Source organism: Streptomyces sp. NBC_00078 (assembly GCF_026343335.1).
GTDB lineage: Bacteria > Actinomycetota > Actinomycetes > Streptomycetales > Streptomycetaceae > Streptomyces.
Map to the genome: position 1 here is coordinate 2,741,445 of NZ_JAPELX010000001.1, position 16,097 is coordinate 2,757,541.

The window sequence follows — 16,097 nt, forward strand, 5'->3', positions numbered from 1 at the left end:
GTCCGTGGCTGGGCTGTCCGTGGCTTGTCGCGCCCACGCGGCGGGGCCGCGTACCGACACGGCCCCGCACCCCTGAAAAGCCTCTACTCACGTCCGGCGGACGCGAAGCGCATGTCCGGGTAGCGCGTTCCCGCCACCTTGTCCGCGATCGGTTCCAGCAGAGCCAGCTCGTCGTCCGTCAGCACGATCCGTGTTGCCGCCACGTTCTCCTCGATCCTCCTGCGCTTCGTCGTACCCGGGATCTGGGCCACCGTGAGGCCGTGTACGGCCGCTCGCTGCTGGACCCAGGCCAGGGCGATCTGGGCGAGGGACACCTCGTGGGCTTCGGCCACCGCGCGGATCGGTTCCAGCAGCGTCGCGTTGGCCGCGGCGTTCTCGCCCTGGAAGCGGGGCATCATGCGGCGGACGTCGCCGTCCGTCAGGTCCTTGCCCGCGTTGGCGAAGGAGCCCGCGAGGAAGCCGCGGCCCAGCGGGGAGTACGGGACGAGGGCCACGCCCAGTTCGCGGGCGGCCAGCACCACGTTGGTCTCGATGTCCCGGCTGAACAGGGACCACTCCGACTGGACGGCGGCGATCGGGTGCACGGCCTGTGCGGCGCGCAGCTCGTCGGCGGTGACCTCGCTGAGGCCGAGGTGCTTGACCTTGCCCTGGCGCACCAGCTCGGCCATGGCGCCGACGGTCTCCTCGACCGGCACGTTCACATCGCGCCGGTGCATGTAGTAGAGGTCGATGACGTCGACGTCGAGGCGGCTGAGGCTGCCCTCGACGGCCTGGCGGACGTACGCCTCGTCACCGCGGATGATCCGCTTCGTGCGGTCCCCGGCCGGGACGCGTACGCCGAACTTGGTCGCGATCACGACCTCGTCCCGGTGGGCGTTGACGAAAGGGGAGAGGAAGCGTTCGTTGTCCCCGTCGCCGTAACCCTCCGCGGTGTCGTACAGCGTGACGCCGAGTTCCAGTGCCCGCTCCAGGGCGGCCCGCGACTCCTTCGCGTCGGCGGGGCCGTAGGCGAAGCTCATGCCCATGCAGCCGAGGCCCTGTACACCGACCTCGGGGCCGGTGGTGCCGAGCCGTACGGCCGGGATCCTGCTGTCGGTCATCGCACCTTCTCCGCCTCGTGGCCACGGGCGCGGCCCGCGTCCGCATAGAAACTGATCTTCCGGTCGAGCACCGCGAGAGTGTCCTGGAGTTCGGCGACCCGGGCCAGCACGTCGCGGCGGGTCGCCTCCAGCAGCTCGAACCGCTGGCCGAACGTGTGGTCGCCCTCGCGCACCAGTTCCGCGTACCGCACCATGTCGGCGACCGGCATGCCGGTGAGCCGCAGCTTGCCGACGAGGTCGAGCCAGTCGAGGTCGCGGTTGCTGTAGCGGCGCTGACCTGTGTGCGAACGGTCGACGTGCGGCATCAGGCCGATGCGCTCGTACCAGCGCAGAGTGTGCGCGGTCAGCCCGGTGAAGGCGACGACCTCGCTGATCGTGTAGCTGTCATGACCTTCGGGGCGCCGGTGGGGGTGGGGCGGGGCTCCGCAGGCGTCGGTCCGGGTGGGCGTGGTCTCCATCACCGTCATGCCCTCAACGCTATGGCCTTGGAGTGCACTCCAAGCAAGCGGAACCGGTAAGAAACAGGCCTGGGAGCCTGACCCCGACAGGAGTATGAACCGGTGGGCCGCTTAGGCTCGTCCGCATGTCCTTGCAGAGCCTTGCGTTGATCGAGAACTGGCCGGTTCCCACCGCTGCGGCGGGTGTCGTGCGGGGTGACGGGACGGTCCTCGGCACCCACGGCCCCGTCGACCGGCGCTTTCGGCTGGCCTCGGTCACCAAACCGCTCGCAGCGTACGCCGCGCTCGTCGCGTACGAGGAGGGGGCGATCGAGCTCGACGAGCCGGCCGGTCCGCCCGGGTCGACGGTCCGGCATCTGCTCGCCCACACCTCGGGGCTCGCCTTCGACGAGCACCGGGTGACCGCCCCGCCCGGGGAACGGCGGCTGTACTCCAACGCCGGCTTCGAGCAGCTCGGCGACCACGTCGCCAAGGCGACGGAGATCCCCTTCTCCGAGTATCTGCGCCAGGCGGTGCTGGAGCCGCTGAGGATGGCAGCCACCTCGCTGGAGGGCTCACCGGCGAAGGACGGTGTCTCGACGGTCGAGGACCTGCTGCGCTTCGCAGCCGAACTCCAGGCCCCTCGTCTCCTCGACCCCCGCACGGTCGCCGAGGCGATGACGGTCCAGTACCCGGGCACCAAGGGTGTCCTGCCGGGCTACGGCCACCAGAACCCGAACGACTGGGGGCTCGGCTTCGAGATCCGCGACTCCAAGTCCCCCCACTGGACGGGGAGTTCCTCCTCGCCGCGCACCTTCGGGCACTTCGGTCAGTCGGGTACGTTCCTGTGGATCGACCCCGACGCGGGGGCGGCGGGCGTGGCGCTGACGGACCGGGCGTTCGGGCCGTGGGCTGTCGAGGTGTGGCCGGTCTTCACGGACGCGGTACTGGCTGAAGTGCGCTGAGCCCTCGGCCGGGACCGCCGCTGTGGGCCGTGGTTCGCCGCGGCGCCGTCGCGGCCGTGCGGCTACCGCCGGTCCGCCGCCATCTCCCACATCAACAGCTCGGCCCCGGTCAGCGCCTGAGCCTCCAGGTCCTTGGCGTCCGTGACGCGTGCCGCGTCGCCCGGCCCCAACTCCTCGCCGTCCAGGCGCACTTCCCCCCGTACGACATGGACGTACACGAACGCCCCGTCCGGCACCGCCGTCCGCTCCCCCGCTCGCAGCCGCCGCAGGTGAAGCATCGCGCCCGCCTCGGGGACCGCGTACGGCGTCGAGTCCGCGATGCCGTGGACGATCTCGTACCCGGGATCGCCGCCGGGATCGCGGGGGGCCAGCCACATCTGGACGAAGGTCAGCGGCGACGGGCCGTCGTTGCGCTCGACGTGCCGTACGCCCGCCGCCGAACTCAGGCGCTGCACATCGCCGGGGCGCACCCGGGTCTCGTGGCCGGTGGAGTCGCGGTGGGTGAGCTCGCCCTCGACCACCCACGTGACGATCTCCGTGTGGCTGTGCGGGTGTTCGCCGAAGCCGGCGCCGGGGGCGAGGCGCTCCTCGTTGCAGGCGATCACCACGCCGAAGCGGAGGTTGCCGGGGTCGTAGTGCGGACCGAAGGAGAAGGCGTGCCACGACTCGATGCCGGCGGCCGGGTCGCCCCCTGGATAGCGCTCCGCGGCGCGCCGTACGTCCATCACGGACACCACGGTAGACCTCGGCGACCACCCGGCGGCGCGCACTCCCGTCCGGATAAGGCAGTCTTGTCCCCGTGCCCGAACCCGAAACGAGCAAGCCCGAAGCCGTCGCGCGCGTCGTCCACGCGCACGCCGCGACCCTGAAGCGACTGGAGAAGTCCTCCGGTTCTCTCGCCGCGCAGGCCATCACGCGCATGGACGAGACGCTGTCGTGGTACCGGGCGATGCCACCGGAGAACCGTTCCTGGATCGGGCTGGTCGCCCAGGCCGGTATCGCCGCCTTCACCGAGTGGTTCCGGCATCCGGACGCGCCCCAGGCCATCTCGACGGACGTGTTCGGCACCGCGCCGCGCGAGCTGACCCGGGCCATCACCCTGCGGCAGACGGTGGAGATGGTGCGCACCACCATCGAGGTCATGGAGAGCGCCATCGACGAGGTGGCGGCGCCCGGCGACGAGAGCGTGCTGCGCGAGGCGCTGCTCGTGTACGCCCGGGAGATCGCCTTCGCCACCGCCCAGGTGTACGCCCAGGCCGCCGAGGCACGCGGTGCCTGGGACGCCCGACTTGAGTCCCTCGTCGTCAACGCCGTGCTGAGCGGGGAGGCCGACGAGGGCGCGGTCAGCAGGGCCGCGGCCCTCGGGTGGAACTCGCCCGAGCATGTGTGTGTCGTCCTCGGGACGGCTCCCGACGGCGACTCCGAGCTGACCGTCGAGGCGATCCGGCGGGCCGCCCGGCACGCCAAGCTGCAGGTGCTCACCGGGGTGCTCGGCGACCGGCTCGTCGTCATCGCCGGTGGCAGCGACAATCCGATCGCCGTGGCCAAGTCGCTGATCGGGCCGTACGCGGCCGGGGCGGTGGTGGCCGGGCCCGTCGTGTCCGATCTGCTCGCCGCGACCCGGTCCGCGCAGGCCGCGGCCGCCGGGCTCAAGGCGTGTTTCGCCTGGCAGGACGCCCCACGGCCGGTACTCGCGGACGACCTGCTGCCGGAGCGCGCGATCGCGGGTGACCCGAACGCGCGCGAGCAGCTGGTGGAGGAGATCTACAGACCGCTCGAGGAGGCCGGGTCCGCACTTCTGGAAACGCTCTCCGTCTATCTCGAGCAGGCGAGCAGTCTCGAAGGCGCCGCCCGGATGCTCTTCGTTCACCCCAACACCGTGCGCTACCGGCTCCGACGTGTGACTGACGTCACCGGCTGGTCACCTTCCGATGTACGCTCCGCGTTCACGCTGCGGATCGCTCTGATCCTGGGGCGTCTGGCCGAGGGAGATCTCCCGGCCTAGGCTTTTGTCGGGGGCCTACAAAACCCCCTCGTGTTCTTCGTCCCTGTCCCCACGGGCCGCGCAGGCCGTCCACAAGAGAGAGTGTGAGAGTGCTCGTACTCGTCGCTCCCGGCCAGGGTGCCCAGACGCCCGGCTTCCTGACTCCCTGGCTCGACCTCCCCGGTGCCGCCGACCGCGTCGCCGCCTGGTCGGATGCCATCGGACTGGACCTCGCCCACTACGGCACCCAGGCCGACGCCGACGCGATCCGTGACACCTCCGTCGCGCAGCCGCTGCTCGTCGCCGCCGGCATCCTGTCCGCCGCGGCACTGGGTGCCATCACGCCGGGCGCCGTCGCGGGCCACAGCGTCGGCGAGATCACCGCCGCCTCCTTCGCGGGCGTCCTCGACGACACCGCCGCGCTGACCCTCGTACGCAAGCGGGGTCTGGCCATGGCCGACGCCGCCGCGATCACCGGGACCGGCATGTCGGCGCTGCTCGGCGGCGACCCCGACGTGTCCGTCGCGCACCTGGAGAAGCTGGGTCTGACCCCGGCCAACGTGAACGGCGCGGGCCAGATCGTCGCCGCGGGCACGCTGGAGCAGCTCGCCGTACTGAACGAGGACAAGCCCGAGGGCGTGCGCAAGATCGTCCCGCTCAAGGTCGCCGGTGCCTTCCACACGCGCCACATGGCACCCGCGGTCGACGCGCTGGCCAAGGCCGCCGCCGATCTCACCCCCGCCGACCCGGAGTTCACGTACGTCTCGAACAAGGACGGGCAGACGGTCGCCACCGGCGCCGAGGTGCTGGAGCGGCTGGTCGGCCAGGTGGCCAACCCCGTCCGCTGGGACCGGTGCATGGAGACCTTCAAGGAACTGGGCGCGACAGCGATCATCGAGGTGTGCCCGGGCGGCACGCTGGTCGGCCTCGCCAAGCGCGCGCTGCCGGGTGTGAAGACCCTGGCGCTCAAGACCCCCGACGACCTCGACGCGGCCCGCGAGCTCATCGCAGAGCACGCCGAAGCCTGAGCCCGAAGGAGCCGTACGAAGATGTCGAAGATCAAGCCCAGCAAGGGCGCCCCGTACGCGCGCGTCCTGGGTGTGGGCGGCTACCGCCCGGTCCGGGTGGTGCCGAACGAGGTGATCCTCGAGACGATCGACTCGTCGGACGAGTGGATCCGTTCGCGCTCCGGCATCGAGACCCGGCACTGGGCCTCCGGCGAGGAGACCGTCGCCGCGATGTCGATCGAGGCGTCCGGCAAGGCGATCGCCGACGCCGGGATCTCCGCCGACCAGATCGGCGGCGTGATCGTCTCGACCGTCTCGCACTTCAAGCAGACCCCGGCCGTCGCCACCGAGATCGCCGACAAGCTCGGCACGGCCAAGGCCGCCGCCTTCGACATCTCGGCGGGCTGCGCCGGCTTCGGCTACGGCCTCACGCTCGCCAAGGGCATGATCGTCGAGGGTTCCGCCGAGTACGTCCTCGTCATCGGCGTCGAGCGGCTGTCCGACCTGACCGACCTGGAGGACCGGGCCACGGCCTTCCTGTTCGGCGACGGCGCGGGCGCGGTCGTGGTGGGCCCGTCGCAGGAGCCGCACATCGGCCCGACCGTGTGGGGCTCGGAGGGCGACAAGTCCGACACCATCAAGCAGACCGTGCCATGGACCGAGTACGACAGCACGGGCAAGTTCCCTGCGATCACGCAGGAGGGCCAGGCGGTGTTCCGCTGGGCCGTGTTCGAGATGGCGAAGGTCGCCCAGCAGGCGCTGGACGCGGCCGGGATCACCCCGGACGACCTGGATGTCTTCATTCCTCACCAGGCCAACGAGCGGATCATCGACTCGATGGTGAAGACGCTGAAACTGCCGGAGCACGTCACGGTCGCGCGTGACGTACGCACCACCGGCAACACCTCGGCCGCCTCGATTCCGCTCGCTATGGAGCGGCTTCTGGCGACCGGCGAGGCGAAGAGCGGCGACACCGCGCTCGTCATCGGATTCGGGGCGGGTCTCGTCTACGCCGCCACTGTCGTTACCCTCCCCTAGGCACTCCGTGCCGGATCAACCGGTCCGGGACGGGAAGCACTGCCAACCCTCTGGATATAAAACGAAGGAGCGCCAACATGGCCGCCACTCAGGAAGAGATCGTCGCCGGTCTCGCCGACATCGTGAACGAGATCGCCGGCATCCCGGTTGAGGACGTCCAGCTGGACAAGTCCTTCACCGACGACCTGGACGTCGACTCGCTGTCCATGGTCGAGGTCGTCGTCGCCGCTGAAGAGCGCTTCGACGTCAAGATCCCGGACGAGGACGTCAAGAACCTCAAGACGGTCGGCGACGCGACCAACTACATCCTCACGCACCAGGCCTGAGCCTTCTAGGCCCCGGCTGCATTGCCCCGCCACCCGGCGGTGGCGCCGCTGAATCCCGATCCGTTGGAGAAAGAATTCCCGTGAGCCCGACCAATCGCACCGTGGTCGTCACCGGTATCGGCGCAACCACACCGCTGGGTGGCGACGCAGCCTCTACCTGGGAGGGCCTGATCGCCGGCAAGTCCGGTGTGAAGCCCCTGGAGCAGGAGTGGGCCGCCGAGCAGGCGGTCCGTATCGCCGCGCCGGTCGCCGTGGAGCCTTCCGAGGTCATCCCGCGCCCGCAGGCCCGACGCCTGGACCGCTCGGCGCAGTTCGCGCTGATCGCGGCCAAGGAGGCCTGGGCCGACGCCGGTTTCACCGACAGGGCCGGCGAGGACACGGCCATCGACCCGGACCGTCTCGGCGCCGTCATCGCCTCCGGAATCGGCGGCGTGACGACCCTGCTCGACCAGTACGACGTGCTCAAGGAGAAGGGCGTACGCCGCGTCTCCCCGCACACCGTTCCCATGCTGATGCCGAACAGCCCGTCCGCCAACGTGGGCCTGCTGGTGGGCGCCCGTGCGGGCGTGCACACCCCGGTCTCCGCCTGCGCGTCGGGCGCCGAGGCCATCGGCTACGCCATCGAGATGATCCGCACCGGCCGCGCCGACGTCGTCGTCGCGGGTGGCACGGAGGCGGCCATCCACCCCCTCCCCATCGCCGCGTTCGGCAACATGATGGCGATGTCCAAGAACAACGACGACCCCGAGGGCGCCTCGCGTCCCTACGACCTCGCCCGTGACGGCTTCGTCCTCGGCGAGGGCGCGGGTGTCATCGTCCTGGAGTCCGCCGAGCACGCCGCGATGCGTGGTGCCCGGGTGTACGCCGAGGCGGTCGGCCAGGGCATCTCCGCCGACGCGCACGACATCGTGCAGCCGGAGCCCGAGGGCCGTGGCATCTCGCAGGCCCTGCAGAACCTGTTGGACCGCACCGATCTGAACCCGGCCGAGATCGTGCACGTCAACGCGCACGCCACCTCGACGCCGGCCGGTGACGTGGCCGAGCTGAAGGCACTGCGCAAGGTGTTCGGCGACGACGCGGACCACATGGCGGTCTCCGCGACCAAGTCGATGACCGGTCACCTGCTGGGTGGCGCGGGCGGCGTCGAGTCCGTCGCGACGGTCCTCGCGCTGTACAACCGGATCGCTCCGCCGACCATCAACGTCGAGAACCTCGACCCCGAGGCCGAGGCGAACGCGGACATCGTCCGTGGCGAGGCCCGCAAGCTTCCCGTCGAGGGCCGGATCGCCGCCCTCAACGACTCCTTCGGATTCGGCGGGCACAACGTGGTGCTGGCGTTCCGTACGGTCTGAGAATCGCAGTGAACAACGTGTGGCCCGCACCCGGGTTGGGTGCGGGCCACACGTTGTCTGTCGTCCGGGGGCCGGTGGGGGTTGATCGCGCCCACGCGCCGGAGCCGTATGTCGATACAGCCCCGCGCCCCAAGAGCCGGCTGCCCCTGAGCCGGCTGCCCCTCAAGCCGTTTCAGACCACCTGGTGCAGCCAGCGCACCGGGGCGCCTTCACCGGCGTACCTGAAGGGCTCCAGCTCGTCGTCCCACGGCTTGCCGAGGAGTCTGGCGATCTCGGCCTCCAGGTCCGTCTCGTCGCGCTGAGAGCGCGTCAGGGCGGCGCGCAGACGGTCCTCGGGGATGAGGATGTCGCCGTGGATGCCGGTGACGGCGTGGAAGATGCCGAGTTCGGGGGTGCAGCTGTAGCGCTCGCCCTCCGCGGTGGGGCAGGGCTCGGCGGTGACCTCGAAGCGCAGCAGGTGCCAGCCGCGCAGCGCGGAGGCCAGCTTGGAGGCCGTGCCCGCCTGAGCCTGCCAGGAGAACTCCGAGCGCCAGGTGCCGGGGGCGGCGGGCTGCCGGATCCAGTCGAGGTTGACGCGCGTGCCGAGCACCCCGGCGACGGCCCACTCGACGTGCGGGCACAGCGCGCGCGGAGCGGAGTGCACGTACAGAACCCCACGTGTCGTCACCGGGACCTCCGGGCAGAGCAGGACAATCGGGCGAACGGGCGGACGGCGGTGGCCGGGCAGCCACGTTGATGGCGAGGCTACCGTGCGGCGGCGCAAGGAGTGTGACGTACCGTCGGTCCCGATGCGCTGAAACGTCCGCCATTCACCCGGCAGGACGCTTGTACGGGTGTGAACCGTTGCATGGCGCGTTGATCGGGAACTCCCGCGCGTTGTTATGGGAGGACACATCTGTACGCAGACGGACTGGACCGAGGGGATCACCGGCGTATGCGGAAGCCAAGCCACCGCTCACGGACCGTTCTCGCCGCCGTGGCGGCGGCCGTCCTGGGCGTCGCCGGCTGCGACGCCGTCGGTGGCGACTCCGCCGGCCCCAGGAGCGGCGCGGCGCACAGCGCGAAGCCGACACCCGCGTGGGACGTGAGCCCCCGCTCTGTCGCGGCCGTGGGTGACTCCATCACTCGCGGGTTCGACGCCTGTACGGTCCTGTCGGACTGCCCCGAGGTGTCCTGGGCGACCGGCACCAGCACCGAGGTCGACAGCCTCGCCGTCCGGCTGCTGGGCCGGGCGCGGGCAGCCGAGCGCAGCTGGAACTACGCGGTGACCGGGGCCCGGATGGCGGACCTGCCCGGTCAGATGGCGCAGGCGGCGACACGCAGGCCGCAGTTGGTGACGGTGATGGCGGGGGCCAACGACGCCTGCCGGGCCAGCACCTCCGCCATGACGTCGGTGGGGAGCTTCCGCGCGGACTTCGAGGACGCGCTGAGCACGCTGCACGAGTCGCTGCCGAAGACCCAGGTGTACGTGGCGAGTGTGCCGAACCTGAAGCGGCTGTGGTCCGAGGGCCGCACCAACCCGCTGGGCAAGCAGGTATGGAAGCTCGGCATCTGCCCGTCGATGCTGGGCGACGCGGACGCGCTGGACTCGGCGGCGACGCTGCGCCGGGACACGGTGCAGAAGCGGGTGGAGGCGTACAACAAGGTGCTGCGGGAGGTCTGTGTGAAGGACCGCCGGTGCCGCTTCGACGACGGCGCGGTGTACGACTACCGCTTCGGTACGGACCAGTTGAGCCAGTGGGACTGGTTCCACCCCAGTGTGAACGGGCAGGCGCGGCTGGCGGAGATCGCCTACCGGAAGATCACGGCCCGCACGGCGTGACTCAGGGACGTGACCTAAAGTTCCGCACATGAACGAACTCTTCGGCACACTTCCCGACGGCACGACGGTCCACCGCTGGACCCTCCAGCGGGCGGACGCACGGGTACGGATCCTGTCGTACGGCGGGATCGTGCAGTCGGTGGAGACCCCGGACCGGGACGGCCGGGCCGGGAACGTGGTGCTGGGGTTCGCGGATCTGAACGGCTATCTCACGCACCCCGAGCCGTTTCTGGGGGCACTGATCGGGCGGTACGCCAACCGGATCGCGGGCGCCCGCTTCCCGCTCGACTCAGTGACGTACGCCCTGGAGCCGAACAACGGGCCAAGCTCCCTGCACGGCGGCGGGCAGGGCTTCGACAAGCGTGTGTGGGACGTCGCGCCGGTCGAGCACGGACTGCGTCTCAGCCGTGTCAGCCCGCACGGCGAGGAGGGCTTCCCGGGGCGGCTGGAGGTCACCGTGACCTACACGCTCGACGCCTCGGGCGCCCTGCGGATCGCGTACGAGGCGGTGACGGACGCGCCGACCGTGGTGAACCTGACGAACCACAGCTACTTCCACCTGGGCGGCTCGGGCAGCGCCGGCGGCCACGAACTGCGGATCGCCGCCTCCCGGTTCACCCCGGTCGACGACGACCTGATCCCGACCGGCGACCTCGCGGACGTGGCGGGCACGCGCTTCGACTTCCGTGAGGCGCGGAAGGTCGGTTCCGGGTACGACCACAACTTCGTGCTCGACGGCGGGGTGACCGAGACCGCCCGGGAGGTCGCCGAGCTGTACGACCCCGCGTCCGGGCGGGTCCTGACCGTGGCGACCACCGAACCCGGCATCCAGCTGTACACCGCGGACCACCTGTCCGCCCCCTTCTCCCCCGGCGACGGCATCGCGCTGGAGACCCAGCACTTCCCCGACTCCCCGAACCGGCCGGAGTTCCCGGACACGGTGCTGCGGCCGGGCGGGGTGTACCGGTCGGAGACGGTCTACGGGTTCGGGGTGCGTTAGCCGCCGCTGAACACACGAGCCCCGGCCCAGGGGTCAGGTCCCGGGCCGGGGCTGTTCATGGGGAGACTCGTCCCGGATCAGACGTTAATCGTCGCGGTGAGGCGGCGGTCCGTGATCGAGCGGCTCACCTGGATCTCGTACGAACCCTTCACAAGTGACCACGAGCCGGTCGCCTCGTCCCACACCTCGAAGGTGCGGCGCGGGAGTTCGACGACCGCTTCGGCCGTGTCGCCCGGGCCCGCCTCGACGGCCGCGAAGCCCGCGAGCCATCGCGCCGGGCGGTCGGGGCCGGCCTCGCTCCGGGCCAGGTAGACCTGGACGACCTCGCGGCCCGCGCGTTCCCCGGAGTTGCGGACACGGACCTTGGCGGTGGTGCCGTCGACCTCGACGGACTCGTACGTCCAGTCGGTGTAGCCGAGGCCGTGGCCGAAGGGGTACGAGGGGGTCCGGCCCGCCTTCTCCCAGGCTCGGTATCCGATGAAGAGGTCCTCGGTGTACGGGAGTTCGCCGTCCTGCGGCACCACCTGGGTGACCGGGGCGTCGGCCAGGGAGCCCCAGGTGGTGGGGAGCCGGCCGCCCGGTTCGTACGCGCCCGTCAGGACGTCCGCGAGGGCCGCGCCGCCCTCCTGGCCGGGGAACCAGCTGAGCAGGACGGCGGCGACCTCGTCCCGCCACGGAAGCTCGACCGGGGAGCCGGAGTTGACGACCACGACGGTGTTCGGGTTGGCGGCGGCGACCGCGCGGACCAGTTCGTCCTGGCGGCCGGGCAGGCCGAGGTTCTTGCGGTCGAAGCCCTCCGACTCCACGCGCTCGGTGGTGGCGACGACGACGACGGCCGTGTCTGCGCGGCGGGCGGCCTCGACGGCTTCGGCGATCAGCTCGTCGGCGTCACGCTGCGGCTCCTGGTGGGCGAGGCCGAAGACGACGACCTTGAAAGCGGCGTCCTCGGGGACGGCGACGACATGGGTGAGGGACACCTCGACCGGTTCGCCAGCGGTCAGGTCGGGCTGGGCGCGGGGCGCCGGGCCGCCGAGGAACGCCTCGAAGGGGTCGCCGTCGGCGGCGGGGCGCTGGATGTCGTCGTAGTGCGTCGTGCCCTCGACGGTGAGGGTGAAGGAGCCGGTGCCGTTGATGCCGAAGGTGTGCCTGCCTGCGGCATGGGGGGTGAAGGTGCCGGTCAGCTCGATGGTGTGGAGGTTGGTGTAGGTGACCCCCTCGGGGAAGTCCGAATCCGTCCACTGGATCTGGCCGCCCGACACGCTGCGCGCGCCGATGACGTTGCCGTCCGCGTCCCGGCACACCGCCCGCAGCTCGAACCCCTTGTCGGCGACGGCGAGTTCGGTGGCGGGGTCGGCGCCGACGGCATAGCTGAGGCTGTCTTCGGGGAGGGCGGCGATGAGGCCGTCGAGCGGGGAGACGATCCGGGACGGGAAGACGGTGGCCGATCCGCCGCCCTGGACACGGGCGTCGCGGGCGGCGGCGCCGATGAGGGCGACCGTGCCCGGCTTCAGGGGCAGGGCGTTGTTCTCGTTCCGCAGGAGGACGAAGGCGCGGCGGGCGATCTCACGGGCCAGCGCCTCGCCGTCGACGGTCCGGGGCGGCTCGGTCACGGCGGGCTCGGCGCTCTCCAGGGCGCCGACGCGGGCGGCGAGCCGCAGCACGTTGCGTACGGCCGTGTCGACCGTCGTCTCCTCCAACCTGCCGTCCCGCACTGCCTGGGCGAGTGGTGGGCCGTAGACGGTCTGCGGGCCGGGCATGGCCACATCCAGGCCGCCCTCGATGGCCGCGACCGTCGAACGCCCGGCCGTCCAGTCGGAGACGTTGTAGCCGTCGAAGCCCCACTCGCCCCGCAGGACCTCGTTGACCAGGTGGTGGTGCTCGGTCATCGTCGTGCCGTTGACCGTGTTGTAGGCGGTCATGATGCCCCAGGGGTGGGCGTTCTCGACGATCATCTCGAAGGGGGCCAGGTACAGCTCGCGCAGGGCGCGTTCGCCGATCAGGTTGTTGACGGTGAGGCGGTCGGTCTCGGCGTCGTTGGCGACGAAGTGCTTGACGGTGGTGCCGACGCCGCCGGACTGGACGCCGCTCACATAGCCGGAGCCGATGGCGCCGGTCAGGTACGGGTCCTCGCTGTAGGCCTCGAAGTGACGCCCGCCCAGCGGCGAGCGGTGGAGATTGACGGTCGGGGCGAGCAGCACGTGCACGCCCTTGCGGCGGGCCTCCTGGGCCAGCAGGACGCCCGCCTGGCGGGCCAGCTCCGGGTCCCAGGTGGCGGCCAGCGCGGTCGGGGAGGGCAGGGCGATGGAGGGGTCGTCGGCACCCCAGCGGACACCTCGCACCCCGATGGGCCCGTCGGACATCACGAGGGACCTCAGGCCGATCTCCGGCAGGGCGGGCAGGGTCCAGACGTCCTGCCCGGACAGCAGCCGGGCCTTGGCGTCCAGGTCCAGCTTGCCGAGCGCCGCCTCCACGGCGGCCTCGCGCGCCTGGTCGGCCGGAGAGGTTCCAGGGGTTCCCGCCATCGGGTGTCTCCTCATCGGGTCATGCCGCCATGGCGTCCATGCCGTCCATGCCGTCCACGGCGTACGAGATCCCATCGTGCACGTGTCACCTGTAACACGGTAGGTTTTGTGATCAGGCCGTAACAACAGGGGTGTGGGGATGCCGTACGGTGACGCCATGAACGGCAGGGTCAGGAGCGAGGAGCGGCGCGCGGAGATCGTGCGGGCGGCGCTGGAAGTGATCGCGGAGCGCGGGTACCGGGGAGCGAGCCTGGCCGCGGTGGCGGAGCGCGTCGGCCTCACCCAGCAGGGACTGCTGCACCACTTCCCGACGAAGGACGCGCTGCTCGTCGCCGTACTGGAGGACCGGGACCAGTGGGACGCGATGCCGGCCACCCCGTGGCGGATGGACCTGCTGGCCTCGCTGGTCGAGTACAACGCGATGCGGCCCGGCATCATCCAGACCTTCTCGGCGCTGCTCGGCGAGAGCGTCACGGAGGGGCATCCGGCGCGGGCCTACTTCACCGACCGCTACCGGCAGGTGCGGGAGAGCATGGCAGCGGTCCTGCGCGCCGAGTACGGCGACCGCCTGCCGAACGGCCTGACCCCCGAGCGCACGGCCCCGCTCCTGGTCGCCGTGATGGACGGCCTGCAGTACCAGTGGCTGCTGGACCCGGAGTCGGTGGACATGCCGGGCGCGTTCCGGGACTTCGTCGCGCTGCTCGGCGAAGCGGCCTGAACTCCCCTGCTACTGGCGCCAGATGACGGCCAGCGTCTTGCTCACCGCACACACGGCGGCGAAGGCGACGGCCCAGCCCAGGGCTCCGGCGACGGTCAGCGCGGCCACGCCGGCCCCGAACCAGAGCAGTTCGAAGCCGACGCGGACCGCGCCGCGCGTCTTGTACGACGCCTTCTGCGAGCCGAACAGAGCCCACAGCGCGATCAGCACGGCCGGGGCTCCGAGGCCCGGCAGCCAGGCGAGCGGCGTCGACACGTCTCGGGTGAAACCCCAGTAGCCCACGGCGGCGAGCGCGCCGAGTTCGATGAGGAACAGAACGCCCAGGTTGACTGCCTTGACTGCCTTCACGAGCGGCAGTATCGCCCGGAAGGGATCACTCCGGCACAGGTACCGCGGCGACGATCTCTATCTCGATCCGCGCCTCGGGCCGGAAGAGCCGCGAGACCTCGAAGGTCATGCTCGTCGGCGGGGTCCCGGTGAGGAACTCCCGTCGTACGGAACCGTATTCCTGCAGCTCGCCGAGGTCGGTCAGATACGAGCGGATGTTGATGACGTCGGCCAGGGTCGCGCCGTGGGCCCGAAGCAGGGCGTCGAGCCCCTCGAAGATGCCGCGCGTCTGCTCGGCGAGGGTGTCACCCTCGGCGATCTGGCCGGAGACGAACAACAGGGCGCTGCCGTCGGGGTGTTCGACGCGGGCGACCTGGGAGTAGTAGGGGCCGGTGGGCTGCGGAGCGTCGGCCGGGTTGTCCAGGGTGACCTTCATGAGCTCGACGCTAGGCGCGCCCCCGTGATGCGACAAGCGAATGTCTAGCATGGCTGCCATGCCGAAACAGCATCCCGGGCTTCCCGGGAATCCGGGGCTTCCCTCGCCTCCCGCGGTGGACGTGCCCGACGTCTCCACCGTCTGGCTGCGTGCGTTCCTGGCGGTCGCCCGCCAGGGCTCGTTCACCGTGGCCGCGCGGAGGCTCGGGTGGACGCAGTCGGCGGTGTCACGGCAGATCTCCTCCTTGGAGGCCGCGCTGGGCGGTGCCCCGCTCTTCGACCGACTGCCGCGCGGTGTGCGGCTCACGGAGGCGGGCCGGCTGCTCGTCCCGTACGCGCAGACCGTCGCCGAGACGCTGCACGGCGCCGCGCGCGAACTGACCGCGCTGCACCAAGTGGCGGGCGGGCGGCTGCGGTTCGGGGCGTTCCCCACGGCCGACGCGGCGCTGGTGCCGCACGCCCTGGCCGCGTTCCGCACCCGCCACCCCGGCGTCCGGCTATCGCGCGAGGAGGGGCTGACTCCCCGGCTCCTGGACCGGCTGTCCTCGGACCATCTCGATCTGGCGGTCGTCTCGACGACCGCCGGCACGTCCCTGGAGTCGTACGACCTCCATCACCTCCTCGACGAGTCGCTGTACGCGCCGTCCCGGCGGACCATCCGCTGGCCGTCCTCCGCGGCCCGGTGCGACTCGGCCGACTCGCCGACGCCGACTGGATCTCCGGCAGCTCCCGCCCCGAGGGCACCCTTCTGGACGCGGCCCTGCGCCAGGGTTTCCGCCCGCGAGTGACGCACGTCGTCGGCGAGTGGACCGCCAAACAGGGGTACGTCGCGGCAGGCCTCGGAGTCGCCCTTGTCCCGGCGCTGGCCGCCGAGTCCGTACGCCCCGACGTAGCACTGCTGCCGGTACTGGACGAGAGCGCCCCGGCGCGGGCGGTGTACGCGGCGACGGCACGGGGCCGGTCACCGGTGCCGGCGGCTGGGGCGTTCGTCGGGGCGCTGCGGGAGGCGGTCGCCCGGATCCCGGGGTAGGTACGTGGACCACTTCCGTCACGCGATACTGCGG

At 71.3% G+C, this 16,097-nt stretch carries 16 protein-coding genes and 1 pseudogene; 10 read left to right on the plus strand and 7 right to left on the minus strand.

Going from position 1 to position 16,097, the window contains the following annotated elements:
- Window positions 1–83 precede the first annotated feature (83 nt).
- Both OOK07_RS12780 and OOK07_RS12785 read right to left on the minus strand, forming a co-directional pair.
- Complete coding sequence (locus OOK07_RS12780; RefSeq protein WP_266796486.1) at window positions 84–1,100, minus strand: aldo/keto reductase; 1,017 nt, start codon at window positions 1,098–1,100, stop codon at window positions 84–86.
- On the minus strand, window positions 1,097–1,567 hold the full coding sequence (locus tag OOK07_RS12785; protein WP_266679897.1) for a MerR family transcriptional regulator: 471 nt from the start codon (window positions 1,565–1,567) through the stop codon (window positions 1,097–1,099). Before OOK07_RS12785 ends, OOK07_RS12780 begins: the two co-directional genes overlap by 4 nt.
- Window positions 1,568–1,683: 116 nt before the next feature.
- On the opposite strand from OOK07_RS12785, the gene OOK07_RS12790 reads away from it, so the two are divergent.
- Window positions 1,684–2,502: a serine hydrolase domain-containing protein gene (locus OOK07_RS12790; RefSeq protein WP_266679899.1), complete on the plus strand. Its 819-nt coding sequence runs from the start codon at window positions 1,684–1,686 to the stop codon at window positions 2,500–2,502.
- Between the two features lie 62 nt (window positions 2,503–2,564).
- Here OOK07_RS12790 and OOK07_RS12795 read toward each other — a convergent pair whose 3' ends face one another.
- Window positions 2,565–3,230, minus strand: a complete 666-nt coding sequence (locus OOK07_RS12795) for a pirin family protein (protein ID WP_266679901.1) — start codon at window positions 3,228–3,230, stop codon at window positions 2,565–2,567.
- A 71-nt stretch (window positions 3,231–3,301) separates the two neighbouring features.
- Here OOK07_RS12795 and OOK07_RS12800 point away from each other — a divergent pair, with 71 nt between their 5' ends.
- From OOK07_RS12800 to fabF, 5 genes are all read left to right on the plus strand, one after another.
- Window positions 3,302–4,507 carry a PucR family transcriptional regulator gene (locus OOK07_RS12800; protein ID WP_266679903.1) on the plus strand — a complete coding sequence of 402 codons (1,206 nt, stop codon included), beginning with the start codon at window positions 3,302–3,304 and terminating at the stop codon, window positions 4,505–4,507.
- A gap of 89 nt (window positions 4,508–4,596) precedes the next feature.
- Window positions 4,597–5,514: an ACP S-malonyltransferase gene (locus OOK07_RS12805; RefSeq protein ID WP_266679905.1), complete on the plus strand. Its 918-nt coding sequence runs from the start codon at window positions 4,597–4,599 to the stop codon at window positions 5,512–5,514.
- A 21-nt stretch (window positions 5,515–5,535) separates the two neighbouring features.
- Window positions 5,536–6,531, plus strand: a complete 996-nt coding sequence (locus tag OOK07_RS12810; RefSeq protein ID WP_266679907.1) for a ketoacyl-ACP synthase III — start codon at window positions 5,536–5,538, stop codon at window positions 6,529–6,531.
- A 77-nt stretch (window positions 6,532–6,608) separates the two neighbouring features.
- Window positions 6,609–6,857 carry an acyl carrier protein gene (locus tag OOK07_RS12815; RefSeq protein WP_030678203.1) on the plus strand — a complete coding sequence of 83 codons (249 nt, stop codon included), beginning with the start codon at window positions 6,609–6,611 and terminating at the stop codon, window positions 6,855–6,857.
- Window positions 6,858–6,937: 80 nt separating this feature from the next.
- Window positions 6,938–8,209: a beta-ketoacyl-ACP synthase II gene (gene fabF / locus OOK07_RS12820; protein WP_266679909.1), complete on the plus strand. Its 1,272-nt coding sequence runs from the start codon at window positions 6,938–6,940 to the stop codon at window positions 8,207–8,209.
- A gap of 172 nt (window positions 8,210–8,381) precedes the next feature.
- On the opposite strand, the gene OOK07_RS12825 is transcribed toward fabF, so the two are convergent.
- Window positions 8,382–8,876 (minus strand): DUF3145 domain-containing protein, encoded by a 495-nt coding sequence (locus OOK07_RS12825; protein WP_266679911.1) that lies wholly within the window; start codon window positions 8,874–8,876, stop codon window positions 8,382–8,384.
- A 267-nt stretch (window positions 8,877–9,143) separates the two neighbouring features.
- Between OOK07_RS12825 and OOK07_RS12830 the strand changes: the two genes are divergently transcribed.
- Both OOK07_RS12830 and OOK07_RS12835 read left to right on the plus strand, forming a co-directional pair.
- On the plus strand, window positions 9,144–10,031 hold the full coding sequence (locus tag OOK07_RS12830) for an SGNH/GDSL hydrolase family protein (RefSeq protein WP_266796491.1): 888 nt from the start codon (window positions 9,144–9,146) through the stop codon (window positions 10,029–10,031).
- Window positions 10,032–10,059: 28 nt separating this feature from the next.
- A complete protein-coding gene (locus OOK07_RS12835; protein ID WP_266796492.1) occupies window positions 10,060–11,031 on the plus strand; it encodes an aldose epimerase family protein in 972 nt (323 codons plus the stop codon).
- Window positions 11,032–11,108: 77 nt separating this feature from the next.
- Here the strand turns inward: OOK07_RS12835 and OOK07_RS12840 are convergent, their stop codons facing one another.
- On the minus strand, window positions 11,109–13,553 hold the full coding sequence (locus OOK07_RS12840) for a beta-glucosidase family protein (RefSeq protein ID WP_266796495.1): 2,445 nt from the start codon (window positions 13,551–13,553) through the stop codon (window positions 11,109–11,111).
- A gap of 139 nt (window positions 13,554–13,692) precedes the next feature.
- Between OOK07_RS12840 and OOK07_RS12845 the strand changes: the two genes are divergently transcribed.
- Entirely contained in the window at window positions 13,693–14,271 is a 579-nt protein-coding gene (locus OOK07_RS12845; RefSeq protein ID WP_266796497.1) for a TetR/AcrR family transcriptional regulator, read from the plus strand.
- Window positions 14,272–14,280: 9 nt separating this feature from the next.
- On the opposite strand, the gene OOK07_RS12850 is transcribed toward OOK07_RS12845, so the two are convergent.
- Window positions 14,281–14,619 (minus strand): YrdB family protein, encoded by a 339-nt coding sequence (locus OOK07_RS12850; protein WP_266796498.1) that lies wholly within the window; start codon window positions 14,617–14,619, stop codon window positions 14,281–14,283.
- Between the two features lie 25 nt (window positions 14,620–14,644).
- Window positions 14,645–15,034: a RidA family protein gene (locus OOK07_RS12855; RefSeq protein WP_266679919.1), complete on the minus strand. Its 390-nt coding sequence runs from the start codon at window positions 15,032–15,034 to the stop codon at window positions 14,645–14,647.
- 49 nt (window positions 15,035–15,083) lie between these two features.
- On the opposite strand from OOK07_RS12855, the pseudogene OOK07_RS43265 reads away from it, so the two are divergent.
- Window positions 15,084–16,063: pseudogene (locus tag OOK07_RS43265) on the plus strand (LysR family transcriptional regulator).
- Window positions 16,064–16,097 lie beyond the last annotated feature (34 nt).

Bases quoted from the DNA above. Each gene is read 5' to 3' on its own strand.
- OOK07_RS12835 (WP_266796492.1), top strand. From the start codon at position 10,060: ATGAACGAACTCTTCGGCACACTTCCCGACGGCACGACGGTCCACCGC.
- OOK07_RS12830 (WP_266796491.1), top strand. From the start codon at position 9,144: ATGCGGAAGCCAAGCCACCGCTCACGGACCGTTCTCGCCGCCGTGGCG.
- OOK07_RS12815 (WP_030678203.1), top strand. From the start codon at position 6,609: ATGGCCGCCACTCAGGAAGAGATCGTCGCCGGTCTCGCCGACATCGTG.
- OOK07_RS12785 (WP_266679897.1), bottom strand. From the start codon at position 1,567: ATGACGGTGATGGAGACCACGCCCACCCGGACCGACGCCTGCGGAGCC.
- OOK07_RS12845 (WP_266796497.1), top strand. From the start codon at position 13,693: ATGCCGTACGGTGACGCCATGAACGGCAGGGTCAGGAGCGAGGAGCGG.
- OOK07_RS12840 (WP_266796495.1), bottom strand. From the start codon at position 13,553: ATGGCGGGAACCCCTGGAACCTCTCCGGCCGACCAGGCGCGCGAGGCC.
- OOK07_RS12810 (WP_266679907.1), top strand. From the start codon at position 5,536: ATGTCGAAGATCAAGCCCAGCAAGGGCGCCCCGTACGCGCGCGTCCTG.
- OOK07_RS12790 (WP_266679899.1), top strand. From the start codon at position 1,684: ATGTCCTTGCAGAGCCTTGCGTTGATCGAGAACTGGCCGGTTCCCACC.
- OOK07_RS12855 (WP_266679919.1), bottom strand. From the start codon at position 15,034: ATGAAGGTCACCCTGGACAACCCGGCCGACGCTCCGCAGCCCACCGGC.
- OOK07_RS12780 (WP_266796486.1), bottom strand. From the start codon at position 1,100: ATGACCGACAGCAGGATCCCGGCCGTACGGCTCGGCACCACCGGCCCC.